This window comes from Nocardiopsis oceani, assembly GCF_054777395.1.
This window is the reverse complement of sequence record NZ_BAAHAR010000006.1, coordinates 92,110-115,726: the sequence shown is the minus strand read 5'-3', so window position 1 is coordinate 115,726 and position 23,617 is coordinate 92,110. Positions and strand designations below refer to the sequence as shown.

20 protein-coding genes and 1 tRNA gene are annotated in these 23,617 nt (G+C 70.1%); 11 read left to right on the top strand and 10 right to left on the bottom strand.

Annotated elements, in window-relative coordinates:
* The first annotated feature begins 371 nt into the window (after positions 1-371).
* Positions 372-1,313 (top strand): SGNH/GDSL hydrolase family protein, encoded by a 942-nt coding sequence (locus ACYVDG_RS04905; protein WP_460747083.1) that lies wholly within the window; start codon positions 372-374, stop codon positions 1,311-1,313.
* A 121-nt stretch (positions 1,314-1,434) separates the two neighbouring features.
* Here ACYVDG_RS04905 and ACYVDG_RS04900 read toward each other — a convergent pair whose 3' ends face one another.
* From ACYVDG_RS04900 to ACYVDG_RS04880, 5 genes are all read right to left on the bottom strand, one after another.
* A complete protein-coding gene (locus ACYVDG_RS04900; protein WP_460747133.1) occupies positions 1,435-2,607 on the bottom strand; it encodes an EAL domain-containing protein in 1,173 nt (390 codons plus the stop codon).
* 195 nt (positions 2,608-2,802) lie between these two features.
* Positions 2,803-4,041: a beta-ketoacyl-ACP synthase II gene (gene fabF / locus ACYVDG_RS04895; RefSeq protein ID WP_460747082.1), complete on the bottom strand. Its 1,239-nt coding sequence runs from the start codon at positions 4,039-4,041 to the stop codon at positions 2,803-2,805.
* Positions 4,042-4,172: 131 nt separating this feature from the next.
* Positions 4,173-4,412: an acyl carrier protein gene (locus tag ACYVDG_RS04890; RefSeq protein ID WP_460747081.1), complete on the bottom strand. Its 240-nt coding sequence runs from the start codon at positions 4,410-4,412 to the stop codon at positions 4,173-4,175.
* An 89-nt stretch (positions 4,413-4,501) separates the two neighbouring features.
* Positions 4,502-5,458 (bottom strand): beta-ketoacyl-ACP synthase III, encoded by a 957-nt coding sequence (locus ACYVDG_RS04885; RefSeq protein ID WP_460747080.1) that lies wholly within the window; start codon positions 5,456-5,458, stop codon positions 4,502-4,504.
* A gap of 2 nt (positions 5,459-5,460) precedes the next feature.
* Positions 5,461-6,444, bottom strand: a complete 984-nt coding sequence (locus tag ACYVDG_RS04880) for an ACP S-malonyltransferase (protein WP_460747079.1) — start codon at positions 6,442-6,444, stop codon at positions 5,461-5,463.
* A 313-nt stretch (positions 6,445-6,757) separates the two neighbouring features.
* Here ACYVDG_RS04880 and ACYVDG_RS04875 point away from each other — a divergent pair, with 313 nt between their 5' ends.
* On the top strand, positions 6,758-7,999 hold the full coding sequence (locus ACYVDG_RS04875; protein ID WP_460747078.1) for a PucR family transcriptional regulator: 1,242 nt from the start codon (positions 6,758-6,760) through the stop codon (positions 7,997-7,999).
* A gap of 302 nt (positions 8,000-8,301) precedes the next feature.
* On the top strand, positions 8,302-9,237 hold the full coding sequence (locus ACYVDG_RS04870) for a hypothetical protein (RefSeq protein WP_460747077.1): 936 nt from the start codon (positions 8,302-8,304) through the stop codon (positions 9,235-9,237).
* A gap of 85 nt (positions 9,238-9,322) precedes the next feature.
* Here the strand turns inward: ACYVDG_RS04870 and ACYVDG_RS04865 are convergent, their stop codons facing one another.
* Positions 9,323-9,949 (bottom strand): response regulator, encoded by a 627-nt coding sequence (locus ACYVDG_RS04865; protein WP_460747076.1) that lies wholly within the window; start codon positions 9,947-9,949, stop codon positions 9,323-9,325.
* Complete coding sequence (locus tag ACYVDG_RS04860) at positions 9,946-11,094, bottom strand: GAF domain-containing sensor histidine kinase (RefSeq protein ID WP_460747075.1); 1,149 nt, start codon at positions 11,092-11,094, stop codon at positions 9,946-9,948. Before ACYVDG_RS04860 ends, ACYVDG_RS04865 begins: the two co-directional genes overlap by 4 nt.
* Positions 11,095-11,370: 276 nt before the next feature.
* On the opposite strand from ACYVDG_RS04860, the gene ACYVDG_RS04855 reads away from it, so the two are divergent.
* Positions 11,371-12,672 (top strand): MFS transporter, encoded by a 1,302-nt coding sequence (locus tag ACYVDG_RS04855; protein ID WP_460747074.1) that lies wholly within the window; start codon positions 11,371-11,373, stop codon positions 12,670-12,672.
* 76 nt (positions 12,673-12,748) lie between these two features.
* Here ACYVDG_RS04855 and ACYVDG_RS04850 read toward each other — a convergent pair whose 3' ends face one another.
* Positions 12,749-13,756, bottom strand: coding sequence for a phosphotransferase family protein (locus ACYVDG_RS04850; protein ID WP_460747073.1), 1,008 nt, complete (start codon positions 13,754-13,756; stop codon positions 12,749-12,751).
* Between the two features lie 119 nt (positions 13,757-13,875).
* Positions 13,876-15,570 carry an alkaline phosphatase D family protein gene (locus ACYVDG_RS04845; RefSeq protein WP_460747072.1) on the bottom strand — a complete coding sequence of 565 codons (1,695 nt, stop codon included), beginning with the start codon at positions 15,568-15,570 and terminating at the stop codon, positions 13,876-13,878.
* 128 nt (positions 15,571-15,698) lie between these two features.
* On the opposite strand from ACYVDG_RS04845, the gene ACYVDG_RS04840 reads away from it, so the two are divergent.
* From ACYVDG_RS04840 to ACYVDG_RS04815, 6 genes are all read left to right on the top strand, one after another.
* Positions 15,699-16,109 (top strand): secondary thiamine-phosphate synthase enzyme YjbQ, encoded by a 411-nt coding sequence (locus ACYVDG_RS04840; RefSeq protein WP_460747071.1) that lies wholly within the window; start codon positions 15,699-15,701, stop codon positions 16,107-16,109.
* Between the two features lie 179 nt (positions 16,110-16,288).
* The gene (locus tag ACYVDG_RS04835; RefSeq protein WP_460747070.1) at positions 16,289-16,714 is read left to right on the top strand and encodes a DUF3052 domain-containing protein; all 426 of its coding nucleotides are present in this window, start codon (positions 16,289-16,291) and stop codon (positions 16,712-16,714) included.
* Positions 16,715-16,846: 132 nt separating this feature from the next.
* The gene (locus ACYVDG_RS04830; protein ID WP_460747069.1) at positions 16,847-17,314 is read left to right on the top strand and encodes a peroxiredoxin; all 468 of its coding nucleotides are present in this window, start codon (positions 16,847-16,849) and stop codon (positions 17,312-17,314) included.
* Between the two features lie 49 nt (positions 17,315-17,363).
* Positions 17,364-17,437: transfer RNA gene (locus tag ACYVDG_RS04825), tRNA-Val, on the top strand.
* 287 nt (positions 17,438-17,724) lie between these two features.
* Complete coding sequence (locus ACYVDG_RS04820; protein WP_460747068.1) at positions 17,725-17,871, top strand: hypothetical protein; 147 nt, start codon at positions 17,725-17,727, stop codon at positions 17,869-17,871.
* Between the two features lie 41 nt (positions 17,872-17,912).
* Positions 17,913-18,707: a class I SAM-dependent methyltransferase gene (locus ACYVDG_RS04815; RefSeq protein WP_460747067.1), complete on the top strand. Its 795-nt coding sequence runs from the start codon at positions 17,913-17,915 to the stop codon at positions 18,705-18,707.
* A gap of 80 nt (positions 18,708-18,787) precedes the next feature.
* Here ACYVDG_RS04815 and ACYVDG_RS04810 read toward each other — a convergent pair whose 3' ends face one another.
* Complete coding sequence (locus ACYVDG_RS04810; RefSeq protein WP_460747066.1) at positions 18,788-21,211, bottom strand: M14 family metallopeptidase; 2,424 nt, start codon at positions 21,209-21,211, stop codon at positions 18,788-18,790.
* A gap of 573 nt (positions 21,212-21,784) precedes the next feature.
* On the opposite strand from ACYVDG_RS04810, the gene ACYVDG_RS04805 reads away from it, so the two are divergent.
* Positions 21,785-23,476 (top strand): ABC-F family ATP-binding cassette domain-containing protein, encoded by a 1,692-nt coding sequence (locus ACYVDG_RS04805; protein ID WP_460747065.1) that lies wholly within the window; start codon positions 21,785-21,787, stop codon positions 23,474-23,476.
* Positions 23,477-23,617 lie beyond the last annotated feature (141 nt).

Sequence of the window (23,617 nt, the reverse complement as noted above, 5' to 3'; positions counted from 1 at the left end):
TGGACATGCGGCTCATCATGCGACCCCCCGGGCGTTGTTTGCCCCGTGTGCCCTTCGCGTTTCGCCCCGAGCCCGGCGGAAGGGCTGAGCTGTGCGGGTGGACGACGGGCGGGTGAAGCCGGAGTGTCGCGACACCAACAAGTCCGGCGCGTGGGATCCGGTCACGGGTATGCTTGAAAGGCACTGTCCTCGCCCGAGCGCCCTTCGGCCGGGTGGCCGCAGCGCGGCCCACCCCGGGGCCGACGGTGCTCGGACATTCACGGGACCGCGGCCCGCCGCGGCCCGCCAAGACTTCCGTTCCCGCGCACCCCGGCGCATGGCAGGCTCGGGACGGTCGATCCGGATGATTGGTTGACGTGACAGACCTTGAGATGAATCCCCCAGCCGCCGCGCCCGCGGCCGGGCCGGAACTGATCCGGTCCTACGTGGCGATCGGCGACAGCATCACGGAGGGGATGGAGGACGACAGCGGCCCGGGTGGCGAATACCGGGGTTTCGCGGATCGCTTTGCGGAGCACCTCGGTACGCTCTCGCCGGACTTCCGCTACGCCAACCTCGGTGTGCGCGGACGCAGGATGAAGCACATCTTCGGTGAACAGCTCGAACAGGCCCTCGAGTGGAAACCGGACCTGGTGACCGTTCTCGCCGGAGGCAACGACGTCCTGCGCCCCGGGGGCGACCTGGACGCGCTGGCCGAGAAGTTCGAGTGGGGGGTGCGGCAGCTGCGCGACGCCGGAATCCGGGTCGTGATCCTCGCCGGACACGACACCGGGTGGATCCCCGTCCTGCGCCTCTACCGCGGCCGCATCGCCGTTTTCAGCATGCACATGCGCGCCGTGGCCGAACGGACCGGTACCGAGATCGTCGACCTGTGGGCGCTCAACGCCCTCAACGACCCGCGTGCCTGGAGCGACGACCGGCTGCACCTCAACGGTGCCGGACACCAGATCGTCGCCGCCCGGGTGGCCGACCTGATCGGCCACCCGATGGGCCCGCGGGAATCGTGGGCCGACCCCTGGGCGACTCCGCCCCAGCAGCTCCCGCGGATCCTGCGTCGCCGTGAGAACCGACGTTGGGCCCGTCAGTACCTCGTCCCGTGGCTGCGCCGCCGTGCGATGGGCCGCTCCTCCGGTGACGGCCGGATGGCCCGGCGTCCGAAGCTGGACTACCTGCACGACGAGGAGACCCGCGAAGCCCTCCGCCAGCAGCTGCGGGAGGTCGGTGCGGACACGCACTACAACGACTATGCCGCGGACGACACGCCCCCGACCAGCAGCCCCTCGGGCACGAAGGGCCCCGAACCCCTGCGCTGAGCCGGGAGGCACCGTCTTGGAGGACCCCGACGGGCCCCGCACCGGAGCCGCTCCGGTACGGGGCCCGCGTCGTATTCCGAGGCGCGCCGGGGTGGTCCGGGGTGCTGCCGGGACAGGGACGTCACTGCCGTGACAGGGACTGGATGAGGTCGCTGACGTGCACGACCCCCATGCACTGGCCGTACGGGTTGGTCACGATCAGGTCGTCGTAGACGCGCTCGCGGTCCTGCCCGGCCACGCGCAGCGCCGAGATCGCCGACATCCACGCCGGAACCGTCCGCGGTGACTCCGCAAGGCGCAGCGCCGGGCGTTTGGCGTGTAGCGCGTGTCCGTAGCGCCCCGTCACCGACAGCAGGAACCTGGTCCGGTCGATCACGCCGATCGGGCGTTCCCGGTGGTCGATGAGCACCACGCTGTTGAGGGCGGTGTCCCCGGTGAAGGCCTCCAGTATTTGGTCCCCGGTGGACTCGGCGTCGAAGTCCACCGGAGGCACCATGAACTCGGTGACCCGAGGGCCGGTGCCGGCGTCGTCCAGGGCGGTGGCGGTCGGTTCTGGTACCGCCGTCACCTTCTCCCCGGGGCGCCAGTGCGGTTCGGCGAAGAACGCACCACTGCCCAGCCGCACACCGCACTCGCGCAAGCAGACGATCTCCGCACCCCTGGTCACCCCCGTGGCCAGCGCGTACACACCGCTGCTCCGACCGACCCGGGCCAGCCCTTCGACGATCCCCCGGTGGCGGTGGTCGCCGTCGATACCCGACACGAGTGCGGGGTCCAAACGGCTCAGGAAAGGGGCGGCTTCCACCACCAGGTCCGGCCGGGCCGTCGCGGTTCCGAAACCGCACCGGAACCCGACCGCGCGCAGGTCCGCGACGCCCGCGAGCACGGTGGACCTGGGCAGGTTCACCAAGTCGGGTGAGAGCATGAGGGTGACGTCGCGCGGTCGTCGCCCCGTCCGGCGCAGCGCGCTCTCGACCAGCGTCGGAAGGTCTGCCCCTTCGGCGAGGACGGCGGCGGGCAGCGGTAGGACCAGCGGGAGCAGGCTCTCGGCCCCGCCTCCGGCACGCACCAGGGAGGCCAGCCACTCCGCCGCGAGCGCGGCCCCGTGACCCCGTCCGCCCGGGCGGCCCATGCCTTCCGGGACGGGGGCGACGACCTCCACGGCTACGACGGCACCGGAGTCCAGGTCCACGACGGGACGGAAGGCCGGGCCCCGGCGTGGACGCGGCGCGTGTTCGTCCGCGCCGACGGCCGGGTGTGTTTGCTGGGGATACGGGGTGGACACGCGTTCCATGGTGGCGCGCGGGGAGCGCCGACCTGAAGACCCGTCCACCGATGTTCAACACACCTTCACGGCGCGTTGAGTGAACCGCTCCCCGCGCACGCGAACGGCCCCCACGCGCGGTGGGGGCCGTTCGGGACCAAGCGGGTCGCAAGGCAGGCCGCCGAGGCCGCGGTGTGCTCCGCGGGCGGCGTCCAGGGGCGCGTCTCAGGCGCGGCGGAAGGCCAGGGCGATGTTGTGGCCGCCGAACCCGAAGGACTCGTTGATGGCGGCGATGTCACCCTCCGGCAGCTCCCGGGGCTTGTCGCGGACGATGTCCACGGCCACCTCGGGGTCGAGTTCTTCGATGTTGATGGTCGGCGGGATCCTGCCCTCGTGCAGTGCCAGGATCGTCGCGATCGACTCCACCGCGCCCGCACCGCCCAGGAGATGGCCGGTCATGGACTTGGTGGAGGTCACGGCGACCTGGTCGGCCGCGGCGTCGCCCAGGGCCGCGCGGATCGCCCGGGTCTCCCCGACGTCTCCGGCGGGGGTGGACGTGGCGTGCGCGTTGACGTGCGCGATGTCGCTGGGCTTGAGGTCGCCGTCGGCCAGCGCCTGGTGGATGGCGCGCGCCTGGCCGGCGCCCTCGGGGTCGGGCATGACGATGTCGTGGGCGTCATCGGTGTAACCGGAACCCGCGGCGCGGGCGTAGACCTTGGCGCCGCGCTTGGCGGCGTGCTCGGCCGATTCCAGGATCACGATGCCGGCGCCCTCGCCCATGACGAAGCCGTCGCGCTCGGCGTCCCAGGGGCGGGAGGCCCCCTTCGGGTCGTCATTGCGCGTGGACAGGGCGCGCATGGAGGCGAAGGACGCGATGTTCAGCGGGTGGATCGCGGCTTCGGTGCCTCCCGCGATCACGATGTCGGCCCGACCGGCGCGGATCATGTCCATGGCGTTGCCGATGGCCTCGGCGCTGGAGGCGCAGGCGCTGACCGGGGCGTGGGCACCGGCACGCGCGGTGAACTCCAGGGCGACGGCCGCCGCCGGGCTGTTGGGCATGAGCATGGGCACGGTGAACGGAGAGACCCGCTTCCAGCCCTTCTCACGGAAGGTGTCGTACTGCTCCAGGATGGTGAGGATGCCGCCGATTCCGCTGGAGACCACCACCCCGAGGCGGACGGGGTCGATCTCCGGGGCGCCCGCGTGGTCCCATGCCTCCTGCGCGGCGATGAGGGCGAACTGCTGAGTCCGGTCCAGGCGACGCAGCCGCGGGCGCGGCAGCTTCTCGGAGGGCTCCTGCGCCACCTGCCCGGCGAAGTGCACCGGAAGCTTCTCGTGCCAGTCCTCCGGCAGCATGCTGATACCGGAGCGGCCGTCGAGGAGCGCGGACCATGTGGTCGCGACGTCACCCCCGAGGGGGGTGGTGGCGCCGAGGCCGGTGACGACGACATCGGTCTTGGACATGATCCAATCGCCCTTCTCGTGGGTCGTTCCCGGCTCTGTGCGCCGGGGGTGGCGGGATTGTTGGTCTGGGCGTCCATGGTGCGGACGGGCGGGCCGCCGGAACGGGGACCCGCCCCGGCGGCCCCACAGGCCTACTTCTGGATGAAGTTGATGACGTCCTGGACCGTCTTGAGGTCCTTGAGCTGGTCATCGGGGATCTCCACGCCGAACTTGTCCTGCGCGGCGACGGCGATCTCCACCATGGACAGCGAGTCGATGTCCAGGTCGTCCACGAAGCTCTTCTCAGGCGTGACCTCGGAAGGCTCGGTGCCGACGATCTCCTCGATGATCTCGCCGAGGCCGGCCAGGATCTCCTGCTCGCTGTGAGCCATGTCTTGTATCTCCTTGATTGACGTTTGTGGTGTCGGGCAAACCGCCCCGTTCGGGGCGGGCGGAACCGTGCTCGGTTCCTGAGTCTGGTTCAGGGGATGCGGATCACCTGTGCGGCGTAGACCAAGCCCGCACCGAATCCCAGGGTGAGCACGGTGCTCCCCGACGGCAGTTCCCCGCGCTCGACCATGCGCGAGAGCGCGAGAGGGATCGAAGCTGAGGAGGTGTTGCCAGCGGTGACGATATCGCGGGCCACAAGTGCCTGGGGTGCCCCCAGCTTGCGCGCGATGGACTCGACGATCCGCAGGTTGGCCTGGTGGGGCACGAAGGCGGTGAGCTCGGCGGGCTCCACGCCCGCCCGCTCCAAAGCCTCCAGGGCCACCCGGTGCAGCTCGGTGGTGGTCCACCGGAAGACGGCCTGGCCCTCCTGGTACAGGTACTTGCCCTCACGCAGGTAGATCTTGTCGGCGCGGTCCCCGGAGGAACCCCACACGACCGGTCCGATGCCGTGGTCCTCGGAGGCCGAGACCACGGCGGCCCCGGCTCCGTCGGCGAAGATCACGCAGGTGGACCGGTCCTCCCAGTCCACCCAGTCGGTGAGCTTCTCCGCACCGATGACCAGGACGTTCTGTGAGCTGCCGACGCGGACGGAGTCCGAGGCCAGCCCCAAGGCGTAGCAGAACCCCGCGCAGGCGGCGTTGAGGTCGAAGGCGCCGGGGGCGACGATGCCCAGCTTGGCGGCGACGGTGGCCGCGGCGTTGGGGATCTGCTCCTGCGCGGTGCAGGTGGCCACGATCACCAGGTCGATGTCCTCGGGGGAGAGCCCGCTGGTGGCCAGGGCCTTGCCCCCGGCTGCCACGGACATGCTCACCACGGTGTCGTCGGGGCCCGCGATGCGCCGCTCCTGGATGCCCACGCGGCTCTGGATCCACTCGTCGGTGGTGTCGACGCGGGCTTCCAGGTCGGCGTTGGTCACGACCTGGGAGGGCTGGTACTCGCCGAAGGAGCGGATCGCGGCGCCGCCGAGCGTGTTCGGGGAGTTGAACATGGTCACCCTTCCCGCTGGGAGCTTGCGGAGGTGGGGGTGCCCGCGTGCTCCTTGATGAGGGCGCCTGCGCGCTCGAGGTCGTCGGGGGTCTTCACCGCGAGGAGCTCGACACCGCGCAGTGCGCGCTTGGCCAGGCCGGTGAGCGTGCCCGCAGGGGTCAGCTCGATGAGTGCGGTGACGCCGAGGTCGGCGAGCGTCTGCGTGCACGCGTCCCAGCGCACCGGCGAGGAGATCTGGGCGACCAAGCGGTCCAGGTATTCGGCACCGGTGTCCACCACGGCGCCGTCGTTGTTGGACAGCAGACGCACCGAGGGGTCGCCGGTCGTCAGGTCCTGGGCGGCGGCGCGCACCCGCTCCACGGCCGGGGCCATGTGCACGGTGTGGAAGGCTCCGGCGACGGGCAAGAGGCGCAACCTGGCGCGCTCGGGCGGGTTCTCGGCGAACGCGGCCAGCTGTCCCATGGTGCCAGCGGCCACGACCTGGCCGGAGCCGTTGTCGTTGGCCGGGGTCAGCCCGGCCGCCTCGACGGCGGCCAGGACTTCCTCGCGCTTGCCGCCGAGGACCGCGGTCATGCCGGTCTCGGTCTGGGCGGCGGCGTCGGCCATCCCCCGACCGCGTTCGGCGACCAGCGCCATCGCGTCGTGGGGGGAGAGCACACCGGCGAGCGCCGCGGCGGTGAACTCACCGACGCTGTGGCCCGCGACGGCGTCCACGAGCGAGGGTTCGACCGGCAGCGGTGACTCGGGGCTGGAGAGCGAGCCAAGCATGGCGGAGGCCGCCGCGAGGCCGGCGCCCACCAGCAGGGGTTGGGCGACGGCGGTGTCACGGATCTCTTCCGCGTCCGCTGTGGTGCCGTAGCGCACCAGGTCGAGTCCGGTCACCTCGGACCACGAGGCGAACGTCTCAGCGATGCCGGGGAGTTCGAGCCACGGGGAGAGGAAACCGGGAACCTGGGCACCTTGGCCGGGAGCAACGATTACAAGCACAACAACAACCTTGCCCTGTAGGAGATCACCAGTTGGATGGGGAGAGACACGAACTTGGCGGGACGTCGTTTGTAGGTACCCCACAAAATGATGTCCGCAATGTGTCCCGAAGCCCTGAACGGGTGGAGGAGATCACTCTCCGACGGTACGCGTAGACCCGGATCCATCGCCCAGGGTGCCCCCGCGAGGACGGTTGACCACGGCTGCGGCGACCGCTGAGAGACAGCGGACCCGGGCGCATTGACCGGGGAACGGACCCAGGAGCGGGGTGGCGGGTCCTCAGCGGGGGAGGTGGGGATGCGAACCTAGAAGAGTGAGCACCGAACCCCAACCGACCGAGGACGACGCGGCCGTGCCCACCGGGGCCGACAGTCCTGAGGACCTGATCCGCGCCGAGACCGTCCGCCGCCTTGAACGCTCCATGGGAGTGCTGGGCACCGCGGCCGTCAGCCGTATGGAGGAGCGGCTCGGCTGGTTCCGCCGGATGTCGGCGCAGGACCGTTCGTGGATCGGGCTGGTGGCCCAGTCCGGGGTCGCCGCCTTCGTGGACTGGTTCCGTGACCCGGTCCGGGGCCGTCCGGCGATCACGGTGGAGGTCTTCGGCACCGCACCCCGCGAACTCACCCGCTCGGTCTCCCTGCAGCAGACCGTAGACATGATCCGCGTGGTCATCGAGGTGGTCGAGAACCAGGTCGAGGACCTCGCCGCGCCCGGCGGAGAGCAGCAGCTGCGCGAGGCCATGCTCCGCTACACCCGCGAGGTGGCCTTCAGCTCCGCCAAGGTCTACGCCCGTGCGGCCGAGTCCCGCGGTGCCTGGGACGCGCGGTTGGAGGCGATGGTCGTCGACGCGCTGCTGAACGGCGACCGGGAGGACGGCCTGCAGTCATGGGGCTCGGCGCTGGGCTGGTCCCACACCTCCGTGTTGGCGTTGGCCGGTGAGGCGGGAGAGGAGAACGGAAACAAGGTCATGGACGACCTGCGCTCCGCGGCCCGGCGCCAGAGGCACGACGTCATCGCCGGAATGCAGGGCCGCCAGGTGATCGTGGTGGTCGGGGTGGGCGACCGCTATCCCCCCGATGACCTCCCGGCCGCCGCCGCTGAGCCCCTCGCCGGCCTGTTCGGCCCGGGCCCCGTTGTGGTGGGGCCGGTGGTGGCCGACCTGCACTCCGCCGGGGCCTCCGTGCGGGCGGCCGTGCGGGGACTGCGGTCCGCCGTCGCCTGGCCCGACGCGCCCAGGCCCGTACTCGCGGACGACCTCCTGCCCGAACGCGCCTTGGAGGGTGACGCCGAAGCCCGGAAACAGCTCGTGACGGAGGTGTACCTGCCGTTGCGCGGGGCGGGCTCTCCCCTCCTGGACACGCTGTCCGTGTACCTCGAACACGCGTCCTCCTTGGAAGCGACAGCGCGCATGCTCTTCGTGCATCCGAACACGGTGCGCTACCGCCTCAGCCGAATCTCGGAGCTCACCGGACACATCCCCTCGGACGGGCGCGGTTCGTTCGTGCTCCGCGTGGCGGTGGCGCTGGGCAGGCTGTCCGAAACCCGAGACGGATGATCCGGATGGGCGGTATCAGCGCGGGAGTGGCGAGGATCTCAGACGCTTCGTAACCTGATCGTTGCCTGCCATATCGGCTCTCTTATGGAAGTTTCACCAGCGTCGGGTATGTCTGTGACTGACCGTGTGCGCCCGGGGACCACGCGAGAAGAGATAGCTTTGATACGGGCAGTGTGCTGGTGGAGCCGTGAGGCGACGAAAACCCTCGGGCGTCGCTCCCCGCACAGCCCCGTCACGACGTTCTTGGGGGGTCCAACGCTGTGGTCGAGCGACCGAGGAAGAAGTTCCGGATACTACGCCCGGTGATCGATTTCGTACTTCAGCCCACGCAGGAAGGCGAACTGCGCAGACGCGTGCTGTTCTGGCTTCCCGCGCCGATCCCGGTCATGGGGCTGGTCTACCTCCTGGTGGGCGGGACGTTTTCCGCCGCCGGGTGGACGATCCTGTTGGCTGCCAGTGTCGGAGTGGGCACACTGCTGCTCGCGATGATCGTGCAGCCCACACCGCTACCGGAAGGGCTCGCCCCGCCGGTCTCGGCCCGCCGCTCCCTGCACCGCTTCCGGCAGTTCACCCAGCTGCGGGTGGCGCTGTCGCTGGTGCCGATGGTCATCGGCGCGTCCGCCGCGCTCATCGGCGGCGGCATGTATCCGCTGTTCGCCTCGCTGGCTCTGGCCTGGCCGCAGCTGCTGATGGCCATGCCCACCTTCTTCACCATCACCAGGGCACGCCGCGCCATGGAGGCCTGGGGCACCACGGCCTACCTGTGGCACGCGCTTTCCCGTCCGGCCAAGGTCACGTGGCCGATCGCCACTCCGCTGGCCCGCTCCTACCGCTCCTGGAAGGCCGACCGCGCCCGGCGCCTGGCCCGGCAGAAGGAGCAGGACCAGCAGCAGGACAAGGCGTGGAAGGAGGCCGTCCGGGAGGAGAAGGCCAACCCGACCGAGGCCTCGGTACCAGCGGACAAGCCCGCACCGGACGCGAAGCCCTCGCTCGAACGCACCCGCAAGCTCCAGGCGCTGCCGGAGGAGAACGCGGACCAGGACAACGAGCCCACCGCGCTCATCCCCAAGCCCGAGTCACTCGGGACCGAAGAGGCGCCCTCCACCGCCAGCGACCAGGGCTCGGTGAACCGGGCCGCACGCCAGATCCTCGAACGGGGCGGCGCGCTGGGCTTGGGCGTGCGCCGCAGGCGACGGGGCAGCCAGTCCACCCGCAGACCGCACTCCAACAAGCCCTGACCGCGTCGGCGGCGCCCCAGCGCCGCCGGTAGCGGTTCCCGCACGCCCCTGGAAGCGCTCGGTGTACCGCCGTAGGCGTACGGCCTCAGAGGATCCCGGTCTGGTTGGCACGGATGATCGCCTCGATCCGGTTGCGCGCGCCCAGCTTCTCCAAGGTGCGCTGGACGTAGGTCTTGACCGTGTTCCTGGTCAGCCCCAGCTCGTCGGCGATCTGCGGGTTGGTCTCTCCCATGGCGATCCGCCGCAGGATCTCGTACTCGCGGCGGGTGAGCCCGTGCGCGCGGTAGCGCGCCTCCGTGGTCAGGGTGTCCGGGAGGTCGTCGGAGACCACCCGTTCCCCGTTCATCACCCGGCGGATCACGTCGATCAGATCCGCGCGGTCGGAGTCCTTGACCATGATCCCGTGGGCACCCGCGGCCAGGGAATCCACTCGTGAGGCGTGGTCCGGATAGGCGGTGAACAGGATGATGCGCGTGTCCTGCGTGCGCGCCAGCATCGACCGCACCACCTCGGGGCCGAGCATGTCCGGCAGCCGCAGGTCAAGCAGGACCACGTCGGGGCGGAGCAGCTCCAGCGCGTCGATCGCCTCCCGGCCGCTGCGCGCGTACCCGACCACTTCCATGAGCGCGGTGCTCTGCAGCGCCAGGGTCACCCCGTCGAGCACGATGGGGTGGTCGTCCACCACCAGAACCCGGATCGGCGCCCCGCTCATGCGCGGATCCACATCTGGAGGGTGGCGCCGCAGTCCTCGTTCGGACTGAGCGTCACTGTTCCGCCCACACGCGCCAGCCTTTCGGTGACCGAGGTGATGCCCAAGCCCGGCACCGGCCGTTTCCCGGAAGCGAACCCCACCCCGTCGTCGGCCACTGATACGGCCACCCCGCCGTCGACCTGGAAGACACTGACGATCGCGGAACGCGCCCGCGCGTGCTTCTCGACGTTGAGCAGCGCCTCGCGCACACCGGCGGCCAAGGCGCTGACACGGGCGCTGTCCAGCGCTGGGAGGTCGGTCAGGGTGATGACGCGCGCGGGGGCCCCGGTGCGCTTCTGGAAGGCTTCGCAGTGCTCGCGCAGGCTGACACCGAGGGCCACCTCTTCCGGCGGCGTGTGCAGCACCCGCAGTGAACCCCGGAGGGCCGCGGTGGCCTCGGCCGCGTGCTGTTCGATGGTGCGCAGCCGCTCGCGGACCTCCTGGTCGAGCCCTTCGCACTGTCCCAGGGGCCGGACCCCGGCGCCCACTGTGTACAGGAGCGCGCCCACCGTGTCATGGAGTTCGATCGCCAGACGCCGCCGCTCCTCGTGCACGGCGACCTCGGCCGCGTGCCTGGCGCGCTCTGCGACCACCCTCGCCGCGGCCGTGCGTGCCGCGACCTCCTCCATGGCGTGGGTGTTCCGGTCGCTGATCGGGTCCACCTCCCGGTTGGCGCCGTAGAGCAGTCCCAACAACCGTCCGTTGTGTGTGATGGGCACGGCGACCATCGCCTTGAGGCCCTCCGCACGCACCAGGGCCTTGTAGTGGCTGGTGATGAACTGGTCGGTGCAGTAGTCGTTGACCCGCGAGGCGCGGCCGGTGGCGATGGTCTGTCCGCCCAGCCCCGTGCCCTCATGGACCACAGTCCCGTCTAGCTGGCCGGTGGCCGCGTTGACGGTGTTGCACAGGATCCATCCGCCGCCGTCGTCGTCGGGTACACCCGACCAGGCGATTTGCAGTCCGGTCGCGTCGGGGACGGTGGCAGTCATGCGCCGCGTCGCCGCGGCGGGGTCCAGGAGAGCCAGAACTTCCGCGTAGTCCCTCTCCAGTGACTGAGTGGCACGCACGACCCCCGGGTCACGGGGGAAGTCGGGGGAGTTTCCCATGCGACGTACGCCTTCCGTTCACACTGTTCACGGGCTCTTTACATCCTCACGCCTGGATGCCGGGGACGTCCATCTCCGATGGGAGACCCCCACACGCCGCTGGTGGAGCGTGTGGCGTGCGCCACACAATCATCGTGCATGGCGGAGCCGCGACACCAGTCGTAGATCGGCAGCGACCCGTCCGGCCGCCCCTACCGGTCTCACCACTCCTCGCTGACAGCTGTCCAGCCGGGAAACGGACCCTGGTTCACCCCCGACACAGAAGGGAGTCCGGACATGACACTCACGTCGGCGCCCCCAAAGCGCCGCATGAGCCGAGTGGCCTTTGCCAGCCTTACCGGCACGACCATCGAGTTCTACGACTTCTTCATCTACGGAACCGCCGCCGCCCTGGTCTTCAACCGGGTGTTCTTCCCCGAGCTCGGCGCCGCCCAAGGCACGGCGCTGGCGTTCGCGACCTTCGGCGTGGCCTTCGTCGCGCGCCCCTTCGGATCCATCCTCTTCGGCCATTTCGGGGACCGCATCGGGCGCAAGGGCACGCTGGTGTCGACACTGCTCCTCATGGGCGGTGCCACGGTGGCGATCGGCCTGCTGCCCAGCACCGACACGATCGGCGCCCTTGCTCCCCTGCTGCTCGTGGTCCTGCGCGTTCTGCAGGGCGTGGCCGTGGGCGGTGAGTGGGCGGGCGCGACCCTGCTCACCGCCGAGTACGCGCCACCCAAGAAGCGCGGCATGTACGCCCTCTTCCCGCAGCTGGGCCCCTCCGTGGCCTTCGTCCTGGCCAGCGCGACCTTCCTCATCACGACCCTGTCGATGAGCGACGAAGCCTTCATGTCCTGGGGCTGGCGGATCCCGTTCCTGCTCAGCATCGTGCTCATCCTGTTGGGCCTGTACGTGCGCCTGAGCATCGAGGAGACCCCCGTCTTCCGCGACCGGGCCAAGCCCAAGACCGCCGCCCGTATGCCCGTCGTGGAGGCCTTCCGGCAGCAGCCGCGCGACATCGCGCTGAGCGCGGGTGCGCTGGTGATGTTGTTCGGCTTCTTCTACGTCGGCGTGACCTACCTGACCAACTACGGGACCGAGATCCTCGGACACTCCTTCTCCGAAGTGCTCGCCGTCGGCATCCTCGCGGGCGTGGTCTTCGCCGGGACGACCGTGCTGGCGGCGATCCTGTCCGACCGCTACGGCAGGCGCAAGCTCATCATGTTCGGCAACGCTCTCGCCCTGCTCATGGGTGCCGCGCTCTTCCCGATCATGGACCAGGGATCTCTGGCCGCGTTCGCTCTGGGTGCCTGTCTGACTCTGGGCGTGGTCGGCTTCTCCTACGGGCCCGCCGGTGCCCTGCTGCCGGAGATCTTCGCGACCCGCTACCGCTACACCGGTGCCGGGATGGCCTACAACATCGCCGGCGTGCTCGGCGGCGCCGTCACCCCTCTGCTGGCAGCGCAGCTGGTGGGCGCGTTCGGCAGCCACGGGATCGGGTTCTACCTGTCCGGGCTCGGCCTGCTGAGCCTGCTGTGCATGATGGCCCTGCGGGAGAGCAAGGACAACACCATGTCCGACTCCAGCACGGGCTGACCGGTGACCGGGGGTTGGGTCGGATCCTGATCCACCCCCGGGACCGGACCCGCCCGGAACGGCGGCGCGGCGGAGGTCAGGCGGGCAGAGCGCCCGGGGCGGGCCAGTCGCCGTCCAGGAGGCGCCTCAGGCGGCGCCCAGAGTGGGTCACCGGCAGCTCGGACCACGCCCCCGCGGGCCGAAGGATGGCCACCTGCCGTAGGGCGCACAGGAGTGAGTACAGGCGCAGCAGGTCTAGGATTCGGGGGACGTCGAACAGTTCCGGGTAGTGCTCGGCCAGCCCGCGCAACACCTCGGGATATGGCCCTCCGCCGGTCAGCACGTCGTTGTCGGCCTGATCCACCATGTCCTGGAGATCAAGCGAGGGCGGTCCGAAACGCACCCATTCCCAGTCCATCAGTGTCAGAGCGCCCCCGTGCCACCACAGGTTGGCCATGTGCCCGTCACCGTGGACGAGCCCGTGCCGGGCCGGATCGTCCACAGCCGGCTCCAGGGTGCGTAGCTCCTCGACTGCCTTGACGGCCTCCGTGAGCAGCCCGGTGTCCGCGCCCGGCAGCTCGCGGGTGAGTTCGGCCAGGTCCAGGCCCCGGTCCACGGGGAGCGGAAGGATGTCGGCGCCGATCAACGCGGTGAGTGATCCCTCCGTCAGCCCGGGGCGGGTGGTCACCAGCTCGGCGACCTCCGCCGGGGGACTCCAGTCGTGGAGTGCGCGCAGGGCCTCGCCGTACTGCCGCAGCGCCGAGCCGCGCTCCGCCGCCCCGAGTACGGGCCAGGCCGCGCTCAGCGGGCGTCCTGGAAGGCGACGTGACACCGCGTACGAGAGCGGGACCCCGTGTGCGTCGAGGTGACCGTTTTCGAGGACCTCCGGGCGCGGGACGCTCTCCGGCAGACTCCGAGCGACCGCCGACTCCCGGTCCATTCGGGCCAGGTCCCCGCGCCAGGCGATCCGCAATACCACGGCGCCGAGCCGGGCGTGGTCCAACAGCCAGACGTCGTTGGAGTCGCTCGCCACGGGTGTGGGTGGAGAAAGCGGCGTCAGTCCCGCCGCCGTGCACACGTGCCGCAACCGCTCGGCGCGCTCCATAGGCTCTCCACCCCTCGACCTTGACGGTGCAACGGGTAGGTCCTATCAGCGTGGGGGGTGGGGAAGCGATGCGTTTTCCTTCGTGCCCCCTTCCCCGGTGGGCCCGGTCCCGAGGGCTGTCAGACCCGGGCGCGGCGGCGGACCTCGGGCAGGGCGCCGTCGCCGCCCTGGGGGCAGTGGTACCAGCGGGCCTCGGCCTCGCGCCCGTCGAAGGCCACCTCGCCGATGGTGTTGCCGAAGTAGGGCCGCTCGGCCATCCGCCAGCCCAGCGGGCTGCGGCGTACCCGGGCCATCCGGGTCATGATCCGCCCGGCCACGTGGAAGGGCCAGCTCGCGGAGAGGGCCGCGGCGCGGCGGAAGTTCGGCGGTAGCTGGTTGCACAGGGCCGAGGAGACCAGCTGGGTCACCCGGGAGCTCGTCTCACCCGCGCGGGCCCGGGCCCGCGCCAGATAGGAGAAGTGGACGTCCCCGCTGAGCAGCAGCACGGTGGCGGGTGCCGGGCCGCGCTCGCCTCGGGCCACCTCCAGCACCGCGTCGGCGAGGCGGTGGAAGGAGTACTGGAAGGCGCCCCAGTGCTCCAGGTCGAGGGCCTGCCGGAGCTTCTCCGCGGGGCCGCGTGCCGCCGAACCCCAGGCACCGCCGCACACGGCCTCGTTCCAGGCCTCCAGGTGGTGTACTGACGGCGGCAGCAGCACCGGGACTGTTGAGGCCACCACAAGGTGTTCCGGGCCGCCGGTGAGGTGCTCGTCGAGCCACTCGTGCCCTTCGGGGCCCAGGATGGACCGGGAGCCGTCAGAGGGGTCTCCTTCGCCCAGGGCACGGGCGCAGCGGGTGTCCGTCACCAGGATCCGCACACCGCCGACGTCGTGGCGGTGGCTCCACCGGTAGGAGGAGGGTTCGCTGTGCGCCTGCCACGCGAAGGAGTCGAGGGTGTCGCCGGCGTCGGCGTCCCGTTCGATGTGGTCGCGGAGCTCGGCCCACAGGGGGTCCTTGGCACGTGCGTCGGGGGAGAGGTTTCCCACGTGCTGGTACACCCAGTACGCGCCGAGTCCGCTGGTCACCCGGGTGCGCCACCACGGGTGCTCGTCCATGTCGCGCCGCCAGGCCGCTGAGGTGTTCCAGTCGTCGCGGATGTCGTGGTCGTCGAAGACCATCAGGGTGGGGACGGTCGACAACAGCCACCGGACCTGGGGGTCGGACCAGGCCTGCCTGTAGAGCTCGGCGTACTCGTCGTAGCGCACGACCTCGTCTTCGGGGGCGTCATCCCCGTTGTCGCTCCGCCGCACCTGCTTGAGCCGTGCTTGCTGGAGGTAGGCGCGCATGGGTTCCTGGATCTCGTCGGCGTAGACCTGGTCGCCGATCAGCAGGAGCACCAGGTTGCCGTCCGCACCCTTGCCCTCGAACCCCTCCTGGGCCAGTCGACGGGCGGTGGCGCGGAGCATGTCGGGGCCGTAGCGGACCAGGCCCTCGGGGGTGTCGCCGGTGGGCGTGTGGCAGGACCCGTAGAGGAGGCGGGTGGGCGCCTCGGGGTCCAGGGTGCGCAGGACGCTGGGCGGCAGAGGGCTGTCGGGTTCGGGCCAGACCCGGTCCTCACCGAGGAACACCTCGTAGGGGAGCGCGGCACCGGAGGGCAGGCCCTCGATTTCGCACACGGCGTAGTGGTGCCCGTGGACCGTGAAGGTCCGGGCGGCCGATACCGCCCCGCCGTCCACGCGGACCCGGACGTCACAGGGGGCGTCCGTCTCCACCCACACGGTCGCCGTGGTGGGTCCGACGTGCCGCAGCAGCGGCCCCAAACGTAACGAGACAGTCACCCTTTCCCCTTCTTTTCTCCAGTTTCACACATGCTTCCGCCGAGTATGGACCCTTTCGGGTCCGCCTGTCGTCCACAGGTCGAGGGCGGATGGTTGCACCGGGGGCCCGGCTGCGCGATGGTGGCGCTATGCGGACACAGATCCTCGAGCTGCACACCGGCGGATCGGAGAGCATCACCGACATCACCGGACAGTGCGGCGACTTCGTCGCCAGGAGCGGCGGTGACGGCCTGCTCAACGTCTTCGTCCCGCACGCGACCGCGGGTGTGGCGATCATCGAGCTGGGCGCGGGGTCCGACGACGACCTCCTCGCCTCCCTGGACGACCTGCTACCCGCCGACGACCGGTGGCGGCACAAGCACGGATCCCAGGGCCACGGGCGTTCACACGTCATGCCGGCGTACGTCGCTCCCCAGACCACGGTGCCGGTGCTGTCCGGCAGACTCGAACTGGGGACGTGGCAGTCCATCGCGATCGTCGACCTGAACATCGACAACCCGGAGCGGCAGATACGCCTGTCCTTCCTGGACTCGGCATGAGAAGACCCGGAGCGTGGCCGGTTCGGCCGCGCGTTGACGGGACATGCCACTACCGTGTGAACTAGGCCATCAGCGATGGTTACGGACCCACGTGACGGGCGACGAGAAGCCCGGCATCGTTGTGACAACTGCTTCGTGCAGGCAAGATTGAGAAAAACCATCTGTGGAGGAGAACTTTCGTGAGCGCGACCGCGGGCCAGGCACAGAGCGAACGCGGCTTGGCTGACCGACTCGGATTCAAGCCGGGTCAGGTGGTGCAGGAATTCGGCTTCGACGACGACGTTGATGAGGGACTGCGCGCATCCATCGCCGAACTCACCGGCGAGGCGCTGGTCGACGAGGATTTCGACGGGGACGTCGATGCGGCACTGCTGTGGTGGCGGTCCGACGAGGAAGGCGACCTCACCGACGCCCTGATGGACACCGTGACCCTGATCGCCGACGGCGGGACCATCCTGGTCCTCACGCCGAAGGCCGGACGTGAGCTACACGTGTCCCCCAACGACGTCGCCGAGGCTTCCAACACCTCTGGGCTGTCCCAGACCAGTGCGGTCAGCATCGGCGCCGACTGGTCGGGTACCCGCCTGGTCGTTCCCAAGCGGTAACGGTCAGCACCCGCACAGGGTGAGACGTCCGGTGCCGCGCGCCGCGGAGGACACGGCGCGCGGCGCTGCAGGGCGCCCGCTGACCGGCGGGCGCCGATTCCGGCCTGTGTGCCGACGACGACGAACGCGAGTATGACCGAGACCCTCACCGTGGGCGCCATCGCGCCCGAGATCGCCCTCCAGGACCAGTACGGCCAGGACACCGTCCTGAGCGCCCACCGCGGCGGCCCCGTCCTCGTGGTCTTCTACCCGCTGGCCTTCTCCGGCGTGTGCTCCGGCGAACTCGCGGACCTGAAGGAACAGCACGCCGAGCTCAAGGAGCTGGGCGTCACCGTCCTCGCGGTGTCCGTGGACTCCACTTTCGCCCTGCGTACCTGGTCCGACCGCGAGGACTTCCCGTTCGCGCTGCTATCGGACTTCTGGCCGCACGGCGCGACCGCACAGGCCTACGGGGTCTTCGACGACCAGCGGGGCGTGGCCCGCCGGGGCACGTTCCTCATCGACTCCGAGGGCGTCGTACGATGGTCGGTGCAGACCCCCATCGGTGAACCCAGGGATGTCGCCGAGTATGTCCACCAGGCCCGGAGCCTGACGGGATAATTCAGGCGCGACGACCTCCGGGAAGCGGTATGATCTCTCGCGACGCACCGGGCGCGTAGCTCAGTTGGTTAGAGCAATTGCCTTACAAGCAATAGGCCAGGGGTTCGAGTCCCTTCGCGCCCACTCCACTCCGGAACGACCCTGCTCGGGGGCCTTCGGCCGCCTCGCCGGGTCGTTTCGTCGTTTCTTCTGGGGGACGGCCCCCAGACCCCCGGTGTGGGGCTTCGCCCCACGGGTTGTAGTTGGTTTGCCCGGGGTCCACTTCACTCCGGAACGACCTTGCTCGCGCGTGACCGCGCTCGCCGGGTCGTTTCGTTGTTTGTTCTGTGGGGACGACCCCCAGAGATTCCCGGGCCCCGACGGGCTCGGACAGTCCTGTCGGCGCTCACGTGGTCAGCTGACATCTGCCCGTGGGACCGGCTGAGCACTGCGTCGAGTTGCTACAGGCCTACGCGGATGCGGGCGCGCACCAAGTGCTCCTGTGGCCGATCGCGGACCCGATCAACCAGTTGGAGCTGTTCACCACGCAGGTACGGACCCACCTCGATCCCGCCTGAACAGGACGGTGGCGTCGGATGCGGAAACTTTGGAGCAGACGATGACCGGTGAGAGGCCAGGGCGTTCATGGGTGGGCGACCGCTACGCCGATCACTCCGGCCACCACCGGTCCTTCGACGACTGGTTCCTCGGTCAGCTCCCGCCGGGACCGGGCGATCGGATCGTGGACGCGGGCTGCGGATCAGGCGAGTTCACCGCCCGTCTCGCCGGTCTTGTCCCGGACGGTCAGGTGATCGGTGTGGAACCGGATGTGTCCATGCTGGCGGTCGCGACACGGCACAGGGCAGAGAACCTGGAGTTCCGCCAGGGACGGCTCCAGGATCTCGACCGCGTGTGCGAACCGTCGTGGGCCGATCTCGTCGTCAGCCGTGCGGTGTTCCACTGGCTGGCGCTGGATGACTACCTGCCCAGCTATCAGGCAGTCGCCCGGGTCCTGCGACCAGGCGGCTGGTTTCATGCCGAATCGGGTGGTGCCGGCAACGTCGCGCTGGTGCGGGGGCTCCTCGACGATGTGGCCTACGGGCTGGGGTTCGAGTCGGCAGCGGTCACGTTTCCGGACCCCGGTTCCGTGCTGGAGCTTTTGGAGCAGGCGGGTTTCGAGATCCGGCGTTCAGGCGTCATGACGGTGGCCCAGCGTCGATCCTTCGACCGGGAACAGCTCCTGGGCTTCATCCACACCCAGGCACTCATGGCGTACAACACCGGCCCCGGCGACGTCGGCCTTGACCGGTTCGTCAACGCGGTCAGCGAGCGAGTCGACGAACTGAGACGCCGCGACGGCTCCTACGACCAGACCTTCGTCCGCCTGCACGTCCTTTGCCGACGTCCCGAGTGACCCTGGTAGGTGCCGCTGGGCACGTGCGGCGACGGGGCGCGGACGGTGTTCCGCCCGCGCCCCGGGGCCCGCACAGTGCATCAGTCCGTGATGGTCCAGGTGCCTCTGCGGTGGTTGCGGGCGTCACTGTCGGGGTCGTAGTTGCCTTCGGTGTTGCCCGCGATGTCCGCGGAGAACCAGTGGACGGTGGTGGTCTCCTCGATCAGCAGGGTCTCCAGGTCCCCGCGCACACCCGTCAGCTCCAGCTTGGGGGAGTCGAAGGTCGGGCGGCTGCCGTCGAGGGTGTAGTAGATCTCCGCGGGTTCGGTGGTCTCGAAGGTGACCTCCACCGGCCCGGAGTGCTCGCCCGCGCGCGGGGAGACGTCGGAGCGCGGCCGGACCTGGTCGTCCTGGTATTCCAGGGCCACCTCCAGCATGTTGTACAGGCCGTTGGAGTACTCCATGCCCTGGGCGTGGGCCTCCTCCCACGGCGGCTGGAACCCTTCCTGCCCCAGCTCGAAGTTCCACGCGAAGATGTCGTGCCCGTACCAGAGGTGGTCGCCTGAGTTGCCCGCCGCGGAGTAGAGCACGTCGATGATCGGTCCGGTGCGGGCCGGGGTCACCACCGTGTCGCGGTGCTCCTTGATCGCGCCGAGGATGCTCTCCGAGGACTCCCAGAAGTAGGCCTCCTCCATCGCCGTGGGCCTGGGGGTGGGTTCGCGGTCCTCGGCGATGTAGGCGCCGGGGGACCACATGAAGTAGTCGCCGGAGGAGTGGATGTTCATCGAGAAGTCGATGTTGTCGTAGGTGTCGACCAGCCACTCCAGGTTCTGGTTCTCCGGCTGCGACATCGGGCCCTCCTCTTCGGGCCCGGCGTAGGTCTGGCTGGTGCAGTCGAAGGAGGCGCCGGAGTAGCCGTCCCACAAGGTGTACTCGCCGTAGTTGCGGTTGTTGTCCACGCCCCACTGCGCGCCCTGTTCCACGGCCCACTGGTCGCGGGGGCCGTCGGTGTCGCAGTAGTTGGTCATGTTCTTGCGGTGCATCGGCTCGTCGTAGAACGAGTAGTTGGCGCCGTCGGGGTTGAACGAGGGCATCAGGAAGATGTCCAGCTCGTCCACCAGGTCGGTGGTGGTGTCGTGGAGGCCGTAGTTCTGCACCAGGCGCTCGGCGGTCTCGATCGCCACCAGCGGAGTCTGCCACTCGCGGGCGTGCTCCTGGGAGTAGCCGAGCACACCGGTGCCGGAACCGTCCCGGTCGGCGCCGATCCGCAGCGCGTAGACCGTCGCCGGGTCGCGGGACACGTCGTCAGGAGCGTTGAGGAAGTCGCTGGCCTGCACTGTTTCGGCCTGCACCACCCCGTCCCCGGCGTTGTCGCGGAAGGTGAAGGCCCGGACCAGGTCGTCGGCCTCGGCGTTGATCGCTTCCACGGTCTCCGCGGCAGTGGTGGTGATCGCGCCGCTGCCGTCGGTGGCCAGGCTGACGGCGATCTCGTCGCCCTCAACGCCCACCGACAGCTCGGAGTCGGGCGTGTAGGGGTCGACCAGGTCCACCACGATGTCGTTGCCGCCCTCGTGGCCGTAGTCGAGCGACTCCACGACCACTCCGCGGTCGGCGTTCTCGCCGTCGATCGCCACACCGAGGATCGCCTGCGCGTGCCGACGGTAGCCGTTGGTCTGGTTGGGCAGTTCGACGACCTCGGCGATGTCGGGGTAGTCGTCCGCGATCTGGTGGATCCGGTCGTAGAGCTCGTCCGGGGTCATGTACGCGTTGAGGAAGTCGGTGTGGGGCAACGGGTCCCCGGGCCCGTCGGGGTCGGGCAGCCACTCGGTCACGTCCGCCTCGGCGGTGCCGCCGTTGGGGCTGGTGACCCGGATACGTCCGGGCTGGTCTTCCACCTCGTCCTGGCCGCGGTGGTACATGTACACCCCGACGTCGACGAAGGGGCTCAGCTCCTGCGTGCCGCCGTCACCGATCTCCGTGCCCGGACCGGCGTCGCGTTCCACGGTGAGCTCGAAGTCCTCGTCCTGGCCGAAGCTGGAGTCGACCTCCACGGACAGGAAGTCCCCGTCGCGGCCCTCGAAGTAGTCCGCGCGCAGGATCTCCAGGTCGTCGGTGTCGGACTGGGTCCCCGGCCCGCCTTCGGGTTCGTTCTCGGCGCTCAACCGCGCGATGGTCGCCTCGCGCTCTTCGACGCGCTCCTCCGCGTCGGCCTCGGTGTAGAGCACGTCACCGAAGGTGAAACCGGCGTCTGTATAGGTGTCCGCGTCGAAGGGGGAGATCACGACCTGGGCGACGAATCCGTCGTCGTCGCCGTTCTCGTCGGCCGGGTCCAACTGGGCGATGTCGCCGCCCAGTTCGACGAGCCGGTCCAGGTCGTCGCGGTCCTCCAGGAAGACCTCCACCACTGCCGTCTCGTCCAGTTCCAGGTCCGCGGCGGTGGTCTCGGCCACGGTGGGTACGGCTGTCGGTATCAGCAGCGCGAGGGCCGCACCGGTGACGGTCCCGGTCCGGCGGGCACCCCGCAAGCCGGGCAATATCACTGACTGTCCCATCCCGATCCTTCTGCTCAGCACGGACCGGGCCGGTCGGCCGGTGGTCCGCGACGCTTGGCGCCGCCACCGTTCGGGCAGCGGCGGAGAGCGGGCACGGTCAGGTCGGCCGCGGAACCACTGGACAGCACTCACACCGTCGGGCTTCTTGTGCTCAGTGATGGGGGAGGACGTGGGGGTCGGGGGATGCGGGGGAAGTGCCTGGGTGGACGGCGCGGCCACCGTCGCGTACCCGAATCTGGCTGTTCGTCAGAGGCTTCCGTGTTGCCGTGGTCGCGTCAAGGACGGTAAAGCGAAAAACTTTGACTACTTGGCCTGAGCGCTGCTTCCGGTGCCGAATTTCACCGGAGTTATCGCTGTTCAGGGTGGTATCGTGCCACTGTGCACCTTCCCCTTTACCTCTGATTCGAGCCTGAGCGCCCGCCACCACTCCACCGTGGCCGCGGGTGCCTGACGTATGCACTGGCCCGTTCTGGGCCGTCCGTCAGCTCGAAGAGCTCCCGCACACCCGTCGCGAACCCGCCGGGCGGAGCTCTGTTCGGAGGAACTTTGGCTACCCTCAACCCCGAGTCCGCCTTGCCCGCCGGAGAGCGGGCCCAACTCACCGCGAACGGCATCCACATCGATCGCGGCGGCCGCACGGTCCTGTCCGCTGTGGACATGACCGTCACACCCCGCTCCCGCTGGGGCGTCGTGGGCGAGAACGGCCGCGGCAAGTCCACGCTGCTGCACATCCTGGCCGGGGCGCTCGAACCCGACGCCGGGACCGTACGCCGCATCGGCACCCTCGGCGTCGCCGAGCAGGAGATGCGGGCCACCGACGGCCGCATCGTCGGGGACCTGGTCGACATCGAACTCGCCGACGCCCGCACTGCGCTGGACGCGCTCGACGCCGGTGCCGAAGGGCTTGCCTCCGGTGATCCCGAGGCCGCGGAGAGGTACGAGGCGGCGCTGCGCACCGCGGAGGTACTCGACGCGTGGGACGCCGACCGCCGCGTGGACCTCGCACTCGACAACCTGGGCGCCGTCACCGACCGGTCGCGGCCGCTGGCGGAGCTGTCCGTCGGGCAGCGCTACCGCGTCCGACTCGCCTGCCTCCTGGGCGCCTCGCACGACTTCCTTCTCTTGGACGAGCCCACCAACCACCTGGACGCAGCCGGGCTCGACTACCTGACCAGGCAGCTGCGCGGCCACCGGAACGGTGTGGTGCTGGTCAGCCACGACCGGGCCCTGCTGTCGGACGTGGCCACGACCATGCTCGACCTCGACCCGAGCCGGGACGGCGGTCCCCGCGTCTACGGCGGGGGTTTCGCCGGGTACCAGGTGGGGCGGCGGGCCGAACGCGAACGCTGGGCCGCCGAGTACGAGCAGCAGCGGGCCGAGCACGCCCGTCTCACCCAGGACCTGTCCGAGGCGCAGAACCGTCTGGTCAGCGGATGGCGCCCCGACAAGGGCACCGGCAAGCACCAGCGGGCGACCCGCGCGCCCGGGCTCGTCCGTTCCGTCCACCGGCGGCGCGACGACCTCGAGGCGCACGCGGTCACCATGCCGCCGCCCCCGATGCGGTTCCGCATGCCGGAGCTGCCGACGCGGCCCGGGGTGACCCTGCTCAGGGCCGAGGAGGTCACCGTCGCGGGGCGCCTGACCGAACCGGCCACGTTCGACCTCGACTCCGGTTCGCGGCTGGTGGTCACCGGACCCAACGGTGCGGGCAAGTCCACGCTCCTGTCGGTGCTCGCCGGGCGGATCGCCCCGACCGGGGGGAGCGTGCGCACCGCACGCACCGCCCGGGTGCGCCTGCTGGCCCAGGAGTCGCCGCGTGCCGCTGCACGGCGGGCCCGCGACGTGTTCGCCGCGCACATGGGGCGACTCGTCAGCGAGGGGGCGCTCCCGGAGGGGGAGACGGTCTCCCTGAGCGCCCTCGGGCTGCTCTCGTCGGCCGACGCCAACCGGCCGCTGCGCGACCTGTCCATGGGTCAGCAGCGCAGGCTCGACCTCGCCCTGGCGCTGGCCTCTCGGCCGCACGTGCTGTTGCTCGACGAGCCGACCAACCACCTCTCGATCGCCCTCGTCGACGAGCTCACCGAAGGGCTCGAAGCCACCGGGGCGGCGGTGGTGCTCGCCACCCACGACCGGCAGCTCCAGCGGGACGTCGGTTCCTGGGACCGGCTGGCGTTGGACCCAGCCGCACCCGCAGCACAGTTGGCGGGCCAGGGGGCGTCGAACGGAGGCGGTGTCTGAACCACCCGCGGGGCCCATCGATAGAGACCGGGGAGGACGGGGCGGTCCGGACGGGAGGATTCGACGTGTGTAGCATGACCCGCGTCACACCAGGGTCCAGCCCTTGGCCACCGCCCCGCGCGCCGGTGGAACCGACCCCCC